Below are 13,246 nucleotides of genomic sequence, written 5' to 3'. Positions count from 1 at the left end.
GCCTGCGACGCCGCATGCCCGCCCACGCCGCCAGCGGGTCATAGGGTCGCGAATTAGCATGTCGGTGTGGCACGCCCCAAGCAGCAGCGCATGAACCCCCAAGACGTCCGCAACCGGAGCGCCCGCGGTCGCTCGGGCAACCCGGCCAAGGCCGGCTCCGGCCCGGCCGCGGCACGTGGTCCGGCCACCGCCGCCGACTGGGTGGCCGGCGCCCGGCTGCGCACCCTGCCGCTCGCGGTCGCCCCGGTGGCGCTCGGCACGGGAGCGGGCGTCGTGGCCATCGCCGACGGCCCGTGGCATCCGGCCCGCGCGCTGCTCGCGCTCGTCGTCGCCCTCGCGCTGCAGATCGCCGTGAACTACGCCAACGACTACTCCGACGGCGTGCGCGGCACCGACGACCACCGCGTCGGCCCGGCGCGACTCACCGGGTCGGGTGCGGCGAAGCCCCGGCACGTGCTCGCGGTGGCGCTCAGCTTCTTCGCGCTGGCCGCACTGGCGGGTCTCGCACTCGTCATCGTGACGCAGCAGTGGTGGCTGCTCGCCGTCGGGGCCGTCGCCATCGTGGCGGCCTGGTTCTACACCGGCGGCAAGCGCCCCTACGGGTACTACGGCCTGGGCGAGCTGTTCGTGTTCGTGTTCTTCGGCCTCGTGGCGACGGCCGGATCGGCGTACGTGCAGGCGCTCGACGTGAACCTCGAGGCGTGGCTCGGCGGCGTCGGCGCCGGCCTCATCGCCTGCGCGGTGCTCATGGCCAACAACCTCCGCGACGTCGCGCAGGACAAGGCCGCGGGCAAGCGCACCCTCGCGGTGCTCGTGGGTCCGCTCGCGGGCCGCATCCTGTTCGCCGTGTTCATGCTCGTGCCGTTCGCGATCGTGGTGTTCTTCGCGCTCTTCTACCCCACGGCGTGGCTCGTGCTGTTCGGCCTGCTGCTCGCGCTGCCGGCGTCGGCGATCGTGCTGTGGTCGAAGACGCCGCGCGAGCTGCTCCTCGCACTCCAGCTGGCGAGCTTCACCGCGCTCGTCTACGGGGTGGGCTTGGGTCTCGCGTTCGGGCTCTGACCGTCGATCGCGGCGTCCTCCTCCTCGTCGTCGGCCCGGGCGACCGGCGCCTCGCGGTGCCGCGCGCTGTAGAGGTCGGTCGACATCGACTCCCGGGCCCGGCGCAGGAAGATGAGCGACGCGCTCAGCCCGAACAGGGCGGCGACGGCCGCGGAGATCCACGGGTTCACGCCCACGGCGAGCAGCACGGCGAGCGGCACCGCGAAGAGCAGGATGCGCAGCGCGGTGTACCAGATCCAGACGGGCACGGATTTCACCTTGACAGTGTAGGTCGCCGCCGCTGAGCGCTCTCACAGCCGCAGCGGCCCCGGACGCGCCTACACTGAGGGAATGGCCCGGCTGCTCTTCGGACTCGGCGTCGCCGCCGTGATCTTCACGATCTACGCCGTCGCCGACTGCGCGTTCTTCGATCGCTCGCGCATCCGAGGCCTGCGCCGCGGCTGGTGGATCGTCGTGATCCTCATCGTGCCGATCATCGGCGGGCTGCTGTGGTTCATCATCGGCCGTGGGCGGGCGAACCGCGTCGGCCCGTCGCGAGGCGGTGCGATCGCCCCCGACGACGACGCCGACTTCCTGCGCCGCCTCCGCACCGACGCCGAGCAGGACGAGCGCATCCGCCGCCTCGAGCAGGAACTGGCCGAACTCGACGCCGACGACACCAAGGGCTCCGGGCCGGGTCGCGCCCCCGGCGCCGCCACGCCGCCCGACGGCACGCGCGGCTCAGATCGCAAGCGTCCCGACGCACCCGACGCCCCCGGTGAGGTCGGCCCCTCCGGGCGACCGAATGGCTGATCCGGCGCCCCACCCGGTGCAGGCCGGGCGGAGCCCCGCGAGCGACGCCGCGATGGCGCTCCTCAGCGCCTTCGTGCGCGAGGGCGTGCGCGACGTCGTGGTCGCGCCGGGCTCCCGTTCGCAGGCGCTCGCGCTCGCCGCGGCCGAGCTCGAGCGCGTCGGCGCCATCCGCCTGCACGTGCGCATCGACGAGCGCGGCGCGGCGTTCCTGGCCCTCGGCACGGCGGTCGAGTCGGGGCGTCCGGCACTGATCGTCACCACGTCGGGCACCGCGGTCGCGAACCTGCACCCTGCGGTGCTCGAGGCGCATCACTCGGGCGTCCCGCTGATCGTCTGCTCGGCCGACCGACCGGCCGAGCTCCGCGGCATCCGCTCGAACCAGACGACCATGCAGCCGGGCATCTTCGCCGGCGCGGTGCGACTCGAACGCGACGTGCCGGCACCCGAGGGCGCGCCGGGCGAAGCGGATGCCGCGGCCGCCGTCGCGCGCGAGGCCGTCGCCGCGGCACTCGGCCGCGACGCGTCGGGCGACCCGGTGCCGCACCCCGGACCCGGACCGGTGCACGTGAACCTGCAGTACCGGGAGCCGCTCTCGGCCGTGCTGACCCTCGACGTCGCGCCGCGCGCCGAGGAGCCCTGGACGACACCCGCCGAGGCGCCCCGGCCGGGCGGCGCCGTCATCGAGCACGGCCCCCGCACGATCGTCGTGGCCGGGGCGGGCGCCGGTCCGGCCGCCGAGGAGTTCGCGCGCGATGGCGGCTGGCCGCTCATCGCCGAGGTCACGAGTGGCGCACACTTCGGGCCGAACCTCGTCGTGGCCTATCGCGAACTCCTGCGCGAGCCGGGATTCGGCGACGTCGTCGAGCGGGTCGTCGTCTTCGGGCATCCGACCCTCTCGCGCGAAGTTCCCGCGCTCGTGCAGCGCGACGGGGTCGAGGCCATCGTCGTCGCGCCGACCGGCATCGAGTGGTACGACCCGGGCCGGCGGGTGCGGCGATTCGAGCGAGCGGTGCGCGCGGCCGCGCACGAACCCGACGCCGACGAGCGCGCGTGGACGGGCCGGTGGGTGCGGGCGAGCCGCATGCTGCTCGACGAGGCCGCGGCATCCGTGCGCAGCGGGGTCGACGAGACCGGCCACGTCTCCGACTTCTCGGCGCAGCGCGAGTACATGCGCGCGCAGCTCGCCGCCGTGCGCGCCCCGGTCACGCGGCGGATGCTCGTCGACGCGGTCTGGGCCGCGACCTGGCCGCACGACCGCCTCGTGTTCGGCGCGTCCCGACTCATCCGCGACGCCGACCGCGCGGTGCCCGGCCGACGCATCCCGGTGCACGCGAACCGCGGCCTCGCCGGCATCGACGGCACCGTCGCGACGTCGCTCGGCATCGCGATCGCCAGCCAGGCGCCGGCACCGGGCGAGTCGCAGGCTCCGGATGCCGCGGCGCCGGCCGTCCCCGCCCGCACGGGCGTGACCCGCGCCCTCATCGGCGACCTCACCCTGCTGCACGACGTGGGGTCGCTGCTGCTCGGACAGGGCGAGCCGCGCCCGCGCCTGCAGCTCATCGTGGGCAACGACGGCGGCGGCACGATCTTCGACGCGCTCGAGGTGGCCGGGTCGGCCGCGCCCGAGGCGTTCGACCGGGTGCAGTTCACGCCGCACGCGGTCGACCTCGCGGCGCTCGCGGGCGCCTACGGGTGGGCCTACGCCCGCGCGACGACCCGTGGCGAGCTCGATGAGGCGCTCACCGGCCGGGTCGACGGTCCGCAGGTCGTCGAGGTGCCGCTGCCGCGCTGAGCTCGGGTCGCGCACCGTATCAGACTCCACCGCACATCCGTCGACCCGCGTCGAGCCCTTGCCGCGGCATCCGCTCTGTCGACAGGATGGACCCGGGCGACACGGCGTCGCACGAAGGAGTGTGACATGAGCCACGAGTCGTACTGGCGCGAGGACCCGACCGGACTGCTGCGAGTGGACCCGGGATTCATCCTCCTCGAGTCGCCGACCGACGCGACCCCGGGGTTCGACGGCAACAAGAAGGCAGGGCGCGCCGCCCTGAAGGAGGGCGCACTGGTGCTCACCGACCTGCAGGAGAAGCTGTTCGCGCACCACCAGACCGGCGACGACGGCCGGCGCATCCTGCTCGTGCTCCAGGCCATGGACACCGCCGGCAAGGGCGGCATCGTGAAGCACGTCATCGGCAACGTCGACCCGCAGGGCGTGCAGCTCGCCTCCTTCAAGGCCCCCTCCGAGGAGGAGCAGAAGCACGACTTCCTCTGGCGCATCCGCAAGCAGGTGCCCGAGGCCGGCATGATCGGCGTGTTCGACCGGTCGCACTACGAGGACGTGCTCATCGCGCTCGTGCGCGAGCTCGCGTCACCCGAGGAGATCGAGCGCCGCTACGGCGCCATCAACGAGTTCGAGGCCGAGCTGGTGGCCGAGGGCACGACGATCATCAAGGTCATGCTGCACATCTCGCCCGACGAGCAGAAGAGGCGCCTGATGGACCGACTCGAGCGGCCCGAGAAGCAGTGGAAGTACAGCCCCAACGACGTCGAGGAGCGGATGCTCGGGCCGAAGTACCAGGAGGCCTACCAGGCGGCATTCGATCGCACCGCGACGCCGATCGCGCCCTGGTACGTCGTGCCGGCCGACCACAAGTGGTACGCGCGCCTGGCGGTGCAGCACCTGCTCATCCAGGCGCTCGAGGCGCTCGAGCTCGAGTGGCCGCTCCCCGACTACGACGTCGAGACCGAGAAGCTGCGGCTGCTCGCGAGCTGAGCGCGGTGCGTCAGCCGCCGAACGCCTCGACGATCGGCCGGAACTTCATGACGGTCTCGGCGAGCTCGTCGGCGGGCCGGGAGTCGTGGACGATGCCGCAACCGGCATATGCTGCCACGGTGCCGTCGGGCTCCACCTGTGCACAGCGGAGCGCGATGGCCCATTCGCCGTCGCCGTCGCCGTCGATCCAGCCGACCGGACCGGCGTAGCGGCCCCGGTCGAAGCCCTCGAGCTCGGCGAGTACGCGTAGCGCGACCCGGCGTGGGGTGCCGGCGACCGCTGCGGTCGGATGCACGGCCTGCACGAGGTCGAGCGAGCTCGAGCCGTCGCCGAGCGTGCCCTTGAGGTCGGTCGCGAGGTGCCAGAGGTTCGGCAGCTGCAGGGTGAACGGCTCGGGGCTCGCGTCGAGCCGGGCGGTGTGCGGGGCGAGCCGCTTCACCGCGCTCGCCACGGCGAGGGCGTGCTCGGCGAGGTCCTTGGGCGAGGCGGCGAGGGCGGTGGCGCGTTCGCGGTCGGATGCCTCGCCGGCGCCCCGCGACGTCGTGCCGGCGAGGACGCGTGCCGAGACCGTGCCGTGGTCGACGCGCACGAGCGTCTCGGGGCTCGCCCCGATGAGCCCGTCGACGGCGTAGACCCAGGTGTCGGGGTAGTCCTCGGCGAGGCGGGTGATGGTGGCGCGGAGGCCATCCTCCTCGTGCAGCTCGCCGAGCAGCTGCCGGGCGAGCACCACCTTCTCGAGCTCGCCGGCGTCGATGCGGCGCACGGCCTCGGCGACGGCGGACTCGTATGCCTCGGGCGGCACGGCTCCGGGGGCGAATGCCACGCGCGGCACGCGGCGCTTGGGCGCCGGCTCGGGGATGGCGAGCGGCACGGTGGCCGCGGCATCCGCACCGCCGTCGTCGCCCCGGTCGCCCGAGGTGCCAGCAGCACCCGACGTGAGCGTGATGCGGGTGACCCACGCGCGGCAGTCGCGGCGGCCGAGCACCAGCTCGGGCACGACGAGCACGCTCGACGAGGCGGACTCGTCGGCGAACGCGAACGCGCCGAACGCCACGAGCCCCGTGCCGGGCAGCCCCACGCGGTCGTCGACGTCGGCGTCGGCGGCGAGCTCGGTCCAGGCCGCCGCGGCGTCCTTCACGCGGGAGGGCCCGCTCGTCTCGACGCGCAGGGTCTCGCCGAGGCCCACGATGCCCTCACCGCGACGCATCCAGAGCAACGGATGCCGCGGGTCGGCGCGCGGGATGAGCGGCGCGAGCTCCTCGACCGGCTCGGTGCGCACGACGAGTCGGGGCCGCGCGGCCGTCGACGTGGGTCGTGCGGCGGCCGCGCGGGCGGCCGGCTCGACAGGACCGGGGCGGGTGTCGACGAGCCCCGTGGCATCCGGGTGAATCACCGCACCAGCCTACGTCCAGGGGGTGTGGCCGGCGCTCAGGCGGCGACGACCTCGACGCCGTGCCAGAACGCGACGTGCTCGGCGATCTCGGCGGCGTCGGGGGAGGGGGTCGGGTAGGTCCAGGCGGCGTTCGGGTTGCGCTTGCCGTCGACCTCGACGTGGAAGTAGTCGGCGGTGCCCTTCCAGTGGCACACGCTGTGGTTGTCGCTCGGCGCGAAGTAGCGCGGGTCGAGCGCCTCGCGCGGGAAGTAATGGTTGCCCTCGACCACGACCGTGTCGTCGGACTCCGCGATCACTGCACCGTTCCAGATGGCCTTCATGGATCTCCTCCTCGCGGGCGACGCCCGCATCGTTGCCTACCAGTGATACGGAACGCGGCGGGATCCGGATGCATTCCAATGCATGGAGGCATCCAGCGATCTCGCAGCCTCGGCTCCCGGTTCGCCCCTCGGGGCCGCGCCGTAGAATCGAGGGATGACGCGCGCAGACCTCGGCAAGGACCCCTCAGAGGTATCGGCGATGTTCGACCGCGTCGCCGCCCGCTACGACCGCACCAACACCGTGCTCTCGGTGGGCAACGCTCCGCTGTGGCGCGTCGCCACGACGCGCGCGGTCGCTCCCCAGCGAGGCGAGCGGGTGCTCGACGTCGCGGCGGGCACCGGCACCTCGAGCGCCAGCCTTGCGAAGTCCGGGGCATCCGTCGTCGCCGCCGACTTCTCGCCCGGCATGATCGAGGTCGGCCGCCGTCGTCAGGCCGGCGTTCCGAACCTCGTCTTCGTCGAGGCGGATGCCACGAAGCTGCCGTTCGGCGACGACGAGTTCGATGCCGTCACGATCTCCTTCGGCCTGCGCAACGTGAACGAGCCGAAGCTCGCGCTCGCCGAGTTCTTCCGCGTCGCCAAGCCCGGTGGTCGTCTGGTGATCTGTGAGTTCTCGCACCCGCCGGTCGCCTTCGTGCGCGCCGGCTATCACGCCTACCAGCGCTACGTCATGCCGCCGCTCGTGCGCGCGTCGAGCTCGAACGACACCGCCTACGAGTACCTCAACGAGTCGATCAACGCCTGGCCCGACCAGCCCACGCTCGCCGGCTGGATCCGCGAGGCCGGCTGGGTCGACGTGCAGTGGCGCAACCTCACCATGGGCGTCGTCGCGCTGCACCGGGCCCGCAAGCCGCTCGCCTGAACGGCGAATCCGCACCTCCCGGTTCGCCGTCATCGACACGGCTCACAGGAACCGCACCGGTAGGCTGGACACCGTGAATCCGAGCCATCCGGTCGCACGTCGCGGCTCCGCGCTCGCCGCCAACCTCGGGCTGAGCGAACGCGTCTTCGCGTCATCCGCCGACCGAGCGATGGCCAGGGCGATCGACGCGGGCATCGAGCGCGTCGAGGCCGGCCTCGTGCGCGAGGTCAGCTTCGCCGATTCGATCGCGGATGTCTCGACGCGCTACCTGCTCGAAGCCGGCGGCAAGCGCGTGCGGCCCATGCTCACCCTCCTCACCGCGCAGCTCGGCGCCGGCATCACCGACGACGTGGTGACCGCGGCCGAGGCCATCGAGATCACGCACCTCGGGTCGCTCTACCACGACGACGTCATGGACGACTCCGAGCGCCGCCGGGGCGTGCCCAGTGCGCATGCCGTGTGGGGCAACTCCGTCGCGATCCTCACCGGCGACCTGCTGTTCGCCCGCGCCAGCCAGCTCATGGCGAGCCTCGGCGAGCGGGCCATCCGCATGCAGGCCGACACGTTCGAGCGGCTCGTGCTCGGCCAGCTGCACGAGACGGTCGGCCCGGCCACCGGCGAAGACCCCATCGCGCACTACATCCAGGTGCTCGCCGACAAGACGGGGTCGCTCATCGCGGCCGCCGCGCAGTCGGGCATCATCTTCTCGGGCGCCGACCCCGCCCTCGAGAAGCCGATCGTCGAGTTCGGCGAGAAGATCGGCGTGGCGTTCCAGCTCATCGACGACGTGATCGACCTCTCGCCGCAGCCCGAGGAGACCGGCAAGGTGCCCGGCACCGACCTGCGCGCGGGCGTCGTGACGCTGCCGCTGCTGCGGCTCGCCGAGCTCGCACGCGGCGATGCGGCATCCGCCGACCTGCTGGAGCGCATCGAGCGCGACGTCATCGTCGTGCCGCAGACCGGCGGCGGCTTCGACCCCCACGACACCAACACGCTGGCGTCGCGCATCGTGCCATCGAAGGAGACCGTCGACGCGATCGTCGCCGAGCTGCGCGAGCACGAGGCCACCCGCGCTACGCTCGCTGAGGCCCACCGGTGGGCGCGCGAGGCCGTTGCGGCGCTCGCGCCGCTGCCCGAGGGCAGCGTGAAGAAGGCGCTCACGCGATTCGCCGAGACGATCGTGGAGCGACAGAGCTGATGGAGAGACCCAGGCACGTGAACAAGCTGCGACTCGCGATCGTCGGCGCAGGGCCGGCGGGCATCTACGCCGCCGACATCCTGCTGAAGTCCGAGCGGAACTTCGATGTCTCGATCGACCTGTTCGATCACCTGCCCGCGCCCTACGGGCTCGTCCGCTACGGCGTCGCCCCCGACCACCCCCGCATCAAGGGCATCATCACCGCCCTGCGCGAGGTGCTCGACCGTGGCGACATCCGCATCTTCGGCAACGTGCGCTTCGGCGAGGACATCACGCTCGACGACCTGAAGAAGCACTACAACGCGGTGATCTTCGCCACCGGCGCCGTGCGCGACGCCTCGCTGAACCTGCCCGGCATCGACCTCGAGGGCTCCTACGGCGCCGCCGAGTTCGTGAGCTGGTTCGACGGACATCCCGACTTCCCGCGCACCTGGCCGCTCGAAGCCCGCGAGGTCGCGGTCATCGGCAACGGCAACGTGGCGCTCGACGTGTCGCGCATCCTCGCCAAGCACGTCGAAGACCTGATGCCGACCGAGATCCCGGCGAACGTCGCGGCCGGCCTCGCCGCGTCGCCCGTGACCGACGTGCACGTCTTCGGCCGCCGGGGCCCCACCTCGGTGAAGTTCACGCCGCTCGAGCTGCGCGAGCTGGGCGAGCTGCGCGACGTCGACATGATCGTCTACGACGAGGACTTCGACTACGACGACGCGGCCCGTGCCGCCGTCGCCGGCAACAAGCAGGTCTTCGTCATCGACAAGGTGCTGAACCAGTGGCGCCAGCGCGAGGTCGGCCAGGCCTCCCGCCGCCTGCACCTGCACTTCTTCGCCAAGCCGCTCGAGATCCTCGACGACGGCACCGGCCGCGTCGGCGGCATCCGCTGGGAGCGCACCGCGCCCGACGGCGAGGGCGGCGTCGTCGGCACCGGCGAGATCCGCGAGCTGCCCATCCAGGCCGTCTACCGCGCCGTCGGCTACTTCGGGTCGCCGCTGCCCGGCATCCCGTTCGACAAGAAGTTCGGCGTCATCCCGAACCACGAGGGCCAGGTGCTCATCCGCGACAAGGAGACCGGCGAGCCCCGCCAGATGTACGGCGTCTACGCCACCGGCTGGATCAAGCGCGGCCCCGTCGGCCTCATCGGGCACACCAAGTCCGACGCGATGGAGACGATCAAGCACGTCATCAACGACCTCGGGAACTGGTGGCGGCCCGAGTCGCCCTCCGAGGCGTCGGTGATCGAACTGCTCGAGTCGCGCGGCATCGCGTGGACCGACCTCGACGGCTGGCACCGCCTCGACGAGCACGAGCAGTCCCTCGGGGCCGCCGAGGGTCGCGTGCGCGTCAAGGTCGTGCCCCGCGACGAGATGGTCGGCATCTCCCGCGACGAGGCGTAAGGGCGCTCGGCTCCGTTCGCCCGCCGCCGGCCGGCGCTGTCAAGGCCCTGCCTCGGTGCAGTGACCGCACCTAGCGTGGCGGCATGGGGGATTCACCGGGTGAGGACCAGCCGACCGTCGCCGACGTGATCGTGGCGCGCCTGCGCGACTGGGGCGTCGACCGAATCTTCGGCTACAGCGGCGACGGCATCAACGGCGTGATGGACGCGCTGCGGCGCTCGGACGACGGCCCCGCCTTCGTGCAGGCGCGGCATGAGGAGAACGCGGCGTTCATGGCGACCGCGCACGCGAAGTACACCGGCAGGGTCGGCGTGGTCGCCGCGACGCAGGGTCCAGGTGCCATCCACCTCCTGAACGGGCTCTACGACGCGAAGCTCGACGGGGCGCCCGTCGTCGCGCTCGTCGGCCAGCAGCTGCGCTCGGTGCTGGGCTCGGAGTACCAGCAGGAGGTCAACCTCGAGCGACTGTTCGCCGACGTCGCCGCGCAGTACGCCACCACCGTCGTCGCGCCCGAGCAGGTGCCCGCCGCGATCGACCAGGCGTTCCGCACCGCGCTGGCCACCCGCACGCCGACCGTCGTCATCGTCCCGCACGACGTGCAGACCTCGCCCGCCGTGGAGCCGAGCGCCGAGCACGGCCACGTCACCACCGCGGCGGAGTACCGGCCGCCGCGTGTGGTCCCGGCATCCGATGACGTGCATGCCGCGGCATCCGTGCTCTCGGGCGGGGCGAAGCCCGTGGTGCTGCTCGGCCAGGGCGCCCGCGCGTGCGCCGAGGACGTGGTGACGTTCGCCGACCGGATCGGCGCCGCCGTGGTCACGAGCCTGCTCGGCAAGCCCTACGTCGACGAGTCGTTGCCGTTCGTCGCCGGCACCATGGGCCACCTCGGCACCACCGCGAGTGCGCGGGTCATGGCCGAGTGCGACACGCTGCTCATCGTCGGGTCGAGCGACCCCTGGACGGAGTTCTATCCGGCGCCGGGGCAGGCACGGGCGGTGCAGATCGACCTCGACGGGCGGGCGGTCGGGCGACGGTACCCGATCGAGGTCGGCCTCGTCGGCGACGCCGGCGAGACGGTGAAGCTGCTGGCCGAGCGGATGCCGCGAGCCGACGTCGAGCCGTGGCGCACCCGCGTGCGCGAGCTCGTGTCGGAGTGGCGGCGCATCAGCGATGCCCGGGCCGACGTGGCTGCCGACCCGGTCAACCCCGAGTTCGCGATCCGCGCCCTGAACGCGCACCTGCCCGACAACGCCCTCGTGGCGCTCGACGTCGGCAGCGTCGTGTACTGGTACGCGCGGCAGCTGCGCGTGCCGGCCGGGGTCGACGTGCACTTCTCGAGCACCCTCGCGAGCATGGGCTGCGGCGTGCCGTACGGGCTCGCCGCCAAGCTCGCGTCGCCCGATCGCCCCGTCGTGGTGCTCGCCGGCGACGGCGGCATGCAGATGGCCGGGATCGCCGAGCTCATTACCGTCGCCGACCGCTGGCCGTCGTGGACCGACCCGCGCTTCGTCGTGCTCGTGCTCGACAACGGCGACCTCGCCGAGGTCAGCTGGGAGCAGCGCGAGGTCGAGGGCGCGCCGCGGTTCGAGACGAGCCAGGCGCTGCCGGGCTTCCCGTTCGCGCGCTACGCCGAGCTGCTCGGCATGCGCGGCATCATCGTCGACACCCCTGACGACATCGACGACGCCTGGTCGCGGGCGCTCGCCGCCGACCGCCCGACGGTCATCCAGCTCATCAGCGACCGCGACGTGCCGTTGCTGCCGCCGCTGCCGCAGGGCGAGGGGGCGCTGAAGGAGATGCGGTCGGCGCTTTCGGCCGAGGGTGCGTCGCATGCGCAGGAGCTCCTCGAGGCGTACGCGCGGCTCGAGGAGGGGTGAGCCGGGGCGTTCTGCGCCCGACTCGGTCCTACGACTGGCGCCCGACGGGCGGCTCGCCGACGAACGTGTGGGCCTCGCGGGCGAGCTCCGACCACAGCTCGCGGTCGGCCACGCGCACCCAGTTGCGGCTCGGACCGCCGTGCGTGCCGGTGAAGGGTGACGCGATGCCGCGCTCGCGAAGGTCGCCCGAACGCGCCTCGGGCAGCTCGACGACGAGGTCGTCGCCGTCGAGGAACGCGAACAGCAAGCCGTGCACGAGCAGCCCGTCGGGCGTGAAGTCCACGTCGTAGTCCTCGTCGACCAGCATCTCGCGCGTCACCGCATCGTACGTGCGCTCGGCCTCAACGCCCATGGTTCCCCCTCGTTCGTCGTGCGTCCAGCCTGTCAGGCGAGCGGCGCCATGTCGATGCGCGCGACGCGCTCGATGCCCGCCTCGTTGTGGAGTTCGAGCAGCGGATGCCGCGCCTGCCGCTACGCTGCACATCATGCCGCTCGCCACCCTGCTCACCGCCGTGGGTGCGTTCCTGGTCGGCGGCGCGCTCGGCTGGTGGCCACTGGCGGCGTGGACGCAGCGCTCGATGACGGGTGAGCGGTCGAGTGAGCGGATGCCGCTGCGCACCGTCCGCATTACGGCCGCCACGATCACCGCCGTCACGTTCGCGGCCCTCGCGTTGAGGTTCGGGCTCACGTGGATCCTGCCCGCGCTGCTCGTGTTCGCGGCATCCGCCACCGTGCTGACGCTCGTCGACCTCGCCGAGAAGCGCCTGCCGAACGCCGTCATCTTCCCCACGCTCGGCGTGGTCGCGGTGCTGCTCGTGCCGGCCTCGTGGGCCACTGGGGCGTGGATGGCGCTGCTGTGGGCCGTGATCGGCTCGGCGGCGATGTTCGCGGTCTACTTCCTGCTCGCGCTGATCTCCCCGTCGTCGATGGGCATGGGGGACGTCAAGCTCGCCCTGGTCATCGGCCTGCTGCTCGGCTGGTTCGGCCTGACCGCGTGGTTGTTCGCCCTGCTCGCCGCATTTCTGGTCGGCGGACTCATCGCGATCGTCGCCCTGCTGCTCCGCCGAGTGACGCTTCGGGGTTCGATCCCGTTCGGCCCGTCGATGCTCGCCGGGGCATTCATCGCCCTGCTCGTCGTCGGTTCATAGTCCATTCGGGGTACACGACCGTACCCCCAGAGCGGGGGACCGGCGCTCCGAAGTTGCGCGGATTTCCGCGGTTCTCGCCGTTCTGCTGCGCTGCAAACGCTGACATCCCCCGAAGGGGGGCGTATTCGCGGGGCGGATGCACGGTTACTTTCGATCATCCGCTGGTACCCGCCAGTGACATGAACCGCTCGGTACCCGCCAGCGGGAGCACCATCCCTAACCCGAAGGATCCTGCAATGCTCAAGGCATATTCGCGCGCCGTTGCGCGCATCAACTCCCTGCGTGACGAAGAAGAGGGCGCGGCGGCGGTTGAGTACGCGCTCATCGTCGGCCTCATCTCGATCGTTGTCGTGGTCGCTCTCACCGGCCTGTTCGGTGGCTTCCAGGGCTGGATCGAGGGCCTCGACGCTCCCTGGGAGTAACAAATCAC

The 13,246-nt window shown here is 72.3% G+C and carries 14 protein-coding genes; 10 read left to right on the top strand and 4 right to left on the bottom strand.

What is annotated here, in order from left to right; translation table 11 throughout:
* Nucleotides 1-90: 90 nt before the first annotated feature.
* On the top strand, nt 91-1,059 hold the full coding sequence (locus tag AC1DZA_RS10835) for a 1,4-dihydroxy-2-naphthoate polyprenyltransferase (RefSeq protein WP_476772862.1): 969 nt from the start codon (nt 91-93) through the stop codon (nt 1,057-1,059).
* Here the strand turns inward: AC1DZA_RS10835 and AC1DZA_RS10830 are convergent.
* The gene (locus AC1DZA_RS10830) at nt 1,023-1,316 is read right to left on the bottom strand and encodes a DUF4229 domain-containing protein (protein ID WP_476772763.1); all 294 of its coding nucleotides are present in this window, start codon (nt 1,314-1,316) and stop codon (nt 1,023-1,025) included. The two genes, AC1DZA_RS10835 and AC1DZA_RS10830, sit on opposite strands and share 37 nt — an antisense overlap.
* A 73-nt stretch (nt 1,317-1,389) precedes the next feature.
* Here AC1DZA_RS10830 and AC1DZA_RS10825 point away from each other — a divergent pair, with 73 nt between their 5' ends.
* The 3 genes from AC1DZA_RS10825 to AC1DZA_RS10815 all read left to right on the top strand — a co-directional run bounded on the left by AC1DZA_RS10825 (nt 1,390) and on the right by AC1DZA_RS10815 (nt 4,627).
* Nucleotides 1,390-1,851 carry a PLDc N-terminal domain-containing protein gene (locus tag AC1DZA_RS10825; RefSeq protein ID WP_476772762.1) on the top strand — a complete coding sequence of 154 codons (462 nt, stop codon included), beginning with the start codon at nt 1,390-1,392 and terminating at the stop codon, nt 1,849-1,851.
* Complete coding sequence (menD, locus tag AC1DZA_RS10820) at nt 1,844-3,643, top strand: 2-succinyl-5-enolpyruvyl-6-hydroxy-3-cyclohexene-1-carboxylic-acid synthase (RefSeq protein WP_476772761.1); 1,800 nt, start codon at nt 1,844-1,846, stop codon at nt 3,641-3,643. The genes AC1DZA_RS10825 and menD overlap by 8 nt, the downstream gene beginning before the upstream one ends.
* 126 nt (nt 3,644-3,769) lie before the next feature.
* Nucleotides 3,770-4,627 (top strand): PPK2 family polyphosphate kinase, encoded by an 858-nt coding sequence (locus AC1DZA_RS10815; RefSeq protein WP_476772760.1) that lies wholly within the window; start codon nt 3,770-3,772, stop codon nt 4,625-4,627.
* Between the two features lie 10 nt (nt 4,628-4,637).
* On the opposite strand, the gene AC1DZA_RS10810 is transcribed toward AC1DZA_RS10815, so the two are convergent.
* Together AC1DZA_RS10810 and AC1DZA_RS10805 are read right to left on the bottom strand one after the other, a co-directional pair.
* Nucleotides 4,638-5,906, bottom strand: coding sequence for an isochorismate synthase (locus tag AC1DZA_RS10810; protein WP_476772861.1), 1,269 nt, complete (start codon nt 5,904-5,906; stop codon nt 4,638-4,640).
* Between the two features lie 149 nt (nt 5,907-6,055).
* Nucleotides 6,056-6,340, bottom strand: a complete 285-nt coding sequence (locus AC1DZA_RS10805) for a DUF427 domain-containing protein (protein ID WP_476760799.1) — start codon at nt 6,338-6,340, stop codon at nt 6,056-6,058.
* Nucleotides 6,341-6,494: 154 nt separating this feature from the next.
* On the opposite strand from AC1DZA_RS10805, the gene AC1DZA_RS10800 reads away from it, so the two are divergent.
* The 4 genes from AC1DZA_RS10800 to AC1DZA_RS10785 all read left to right on the top strand — a co-directional run bounded on the left by AC1DZA_RS10800 (nt 6,495) and on the right by AC1DZA_RS10785 (nt 11,668).
* On the top strand, nt 6,495-7,202 hold the full coding sequence (locus AC1DZA_RS10800) for a class I SAM-dependent methyltransferase (protein WP_476760798.1): 708 nt from the start codon (nt 6,495-6,497) through the stop codon (nt 7,200-7,202).
* A gap of 73 nt (nt 7,203-7,275) precedes the next feature.
* On the top strand, nt 7,276-8,400 hold the full coding sequence (locus AC1DZA_RS10795; protein ID WP_476772759.1) for a polyprenyl synthetase family protein: 1,125 nt from the start codon (nt 7,276-7,278) through the stop codon (nt 8,398-8,400).
* A gap of 17 nt (nt 8,401-8,417) precedes the next feature.
* Nucleotides 8,418-9,791 (top strand): FAD-dependent oxidoreductase, encoded by a 1,374-nt coding sequence (locus AC1DZA_RS10790; RefSeq protein ID WP_476772860.1) that lies wholly within the window; start codon nt 8,418-8,420, stop codon nt 9,789-9,791.
* A gap of 83 nt (nt 9,792-9,874) precedes the next feature.
* Complete coding sequence (locus tag AC1DZA_RS10785; RefSeq protein ID WP_476772758.1) at nt 9,875-11,668, top strand: thiamine pyrophosphate-requiring protein; 1,794 nt, start codon at nt 9,875-9,877, stop codon at nt 11,666-11,668.
* Nucleotides 11,669-11,696: 28 nt separating this feature from the next.
* Here the strand turns inward: AC1DZA_RS10785 and AC1DZA_RS10780 are convergent, their stop codons facing one another.
* Nucleotides 11,697-12,020 carry a hypothetical protein gene (locus AC1DZA_RS10780; protein WP_476772757.1) on the bottom strand — a complete coding sequence of 108 codons (324 nt, stop codon included), beginning with the start codon at nt 12,018-12,020 and terminating at the stop codon, nt 11,697-11,699.
* A gap of 133 nt (nt 12,021-12,153) precedes the next feature.
* Between AC1DZA_RS10780 and AC1DZA_RS10775 the strand changes: the two genes are divergently transcribed.
* Together AC1DZA_RS10775 and AC1DZA_RS10770 are read left to right on the top strand one after the other, a co-directional pair.
* Nucleotides 12,154-12,816: a prepilin peptidase gene (locus AC1DZA_RS10775; RefSeq protein WP_476772756.1), complete on the top strand. Its 663-nt coding sequence runs from the start codon at nt 12,154-12,156 to the stop codon at nt 12,814-12,816.
* Between the two features lie 236 nt (nt 12,817-13,052).
* Entirely contained in the window at nt 13,053-13,238 is a 186-nt protein-coding gene (locus AC1DZA_RS10770) for a Flp family type IVb pilin (RefSeq protein WP_476772755.1), read from the top strand.
* The last annotated feature ends 8 nt before the right edge of the window (nt 13,239-13,246 follow it).

The sequence above is a fragment of the Agromyces sp. P2_B3 genome, from assembly GCF_056404815.1.
Note: the sequence above shows the minus strand (reverse complement) of the source record. Positions and strands in the feature narration are given on the sequence as shown.

Excerpts from the sequence above, each read along its gene's own strand:
- AC1DZA_RS10825 (WP_476772762.1), top strand. The coding sequence starts at position 1,390 with ATGGCCCGGCTGCTCTTCGGACTCGGCGTCGCCGCCGTGATCTTCACG.
- AC1DZA_RS10770 (WP_476772755.1), top strand. The coding sequence starts at position 13,053 with ATGCTCAAGGCATATTCGCGCGCCGTTGCGCGCATCAACTCCCTGCGT.
- menD (WP_476772761.1), top strand. The coding sequence starts at position 1,844 with ATGGCTGATCCGGCGCCCCACCCGGTGCAGGCCGGGCGGAGCCCCGCG.
- AC1DZA_RS10835 (WP_476772862.1), top strand. The coding sequence starts at position 91 with ATGAACCCCCAAGACGTCCGCAACCGGAGCGCCCGCGGTCGCTCGGGC.
- AC1DZA_RS10780 (WP_476772757.1), bottom strand. The coding sequence starts at position 12,020 with ATGGGCGTTGAGGCCGAGCGCACGTACGATGCGGTGACGCGCGAGATG.
- AC1DZA_RS10785 (WP_476772758.1), top strand. The coding sequence starts at position 9,875 with ATGGGGGATTCACCGGGTGAGGACCAGCCGACCGTCGCCGACGTGATC.
- AC1DZA_RS10775 (WP_476772756.1), top strand. The coding sequence starts at position 12,154 with ATGCCGCTCGCCACCCTGCTCACCGCCGTGGGTGCGTTCCTGGTCGGC.
- AC1DZA_RS10815 (WP_476772760.1), top strand. The coding sequence starts at position 3,770 with ATGAGCCACGAGTCGTACTGGCGCGAGGACCCGACCGGACTGCTGCGA.
- AC1DZA_RS10800 (WP_476760798.1), top strand. The coding sequence starts at position 6,495 with ATGACGCGCGCAGACCTCGGCAAGGACCCCTCAGAGGTATCGGCGATG.
- AC1DZA_RS10805 (WP_476760799.1), bottom strand. The coding sequence starts at position 6,340 with ATGAAGGCCATCTGGAACGGTGCAGTGATCGCGGAGTCCGACGACACG.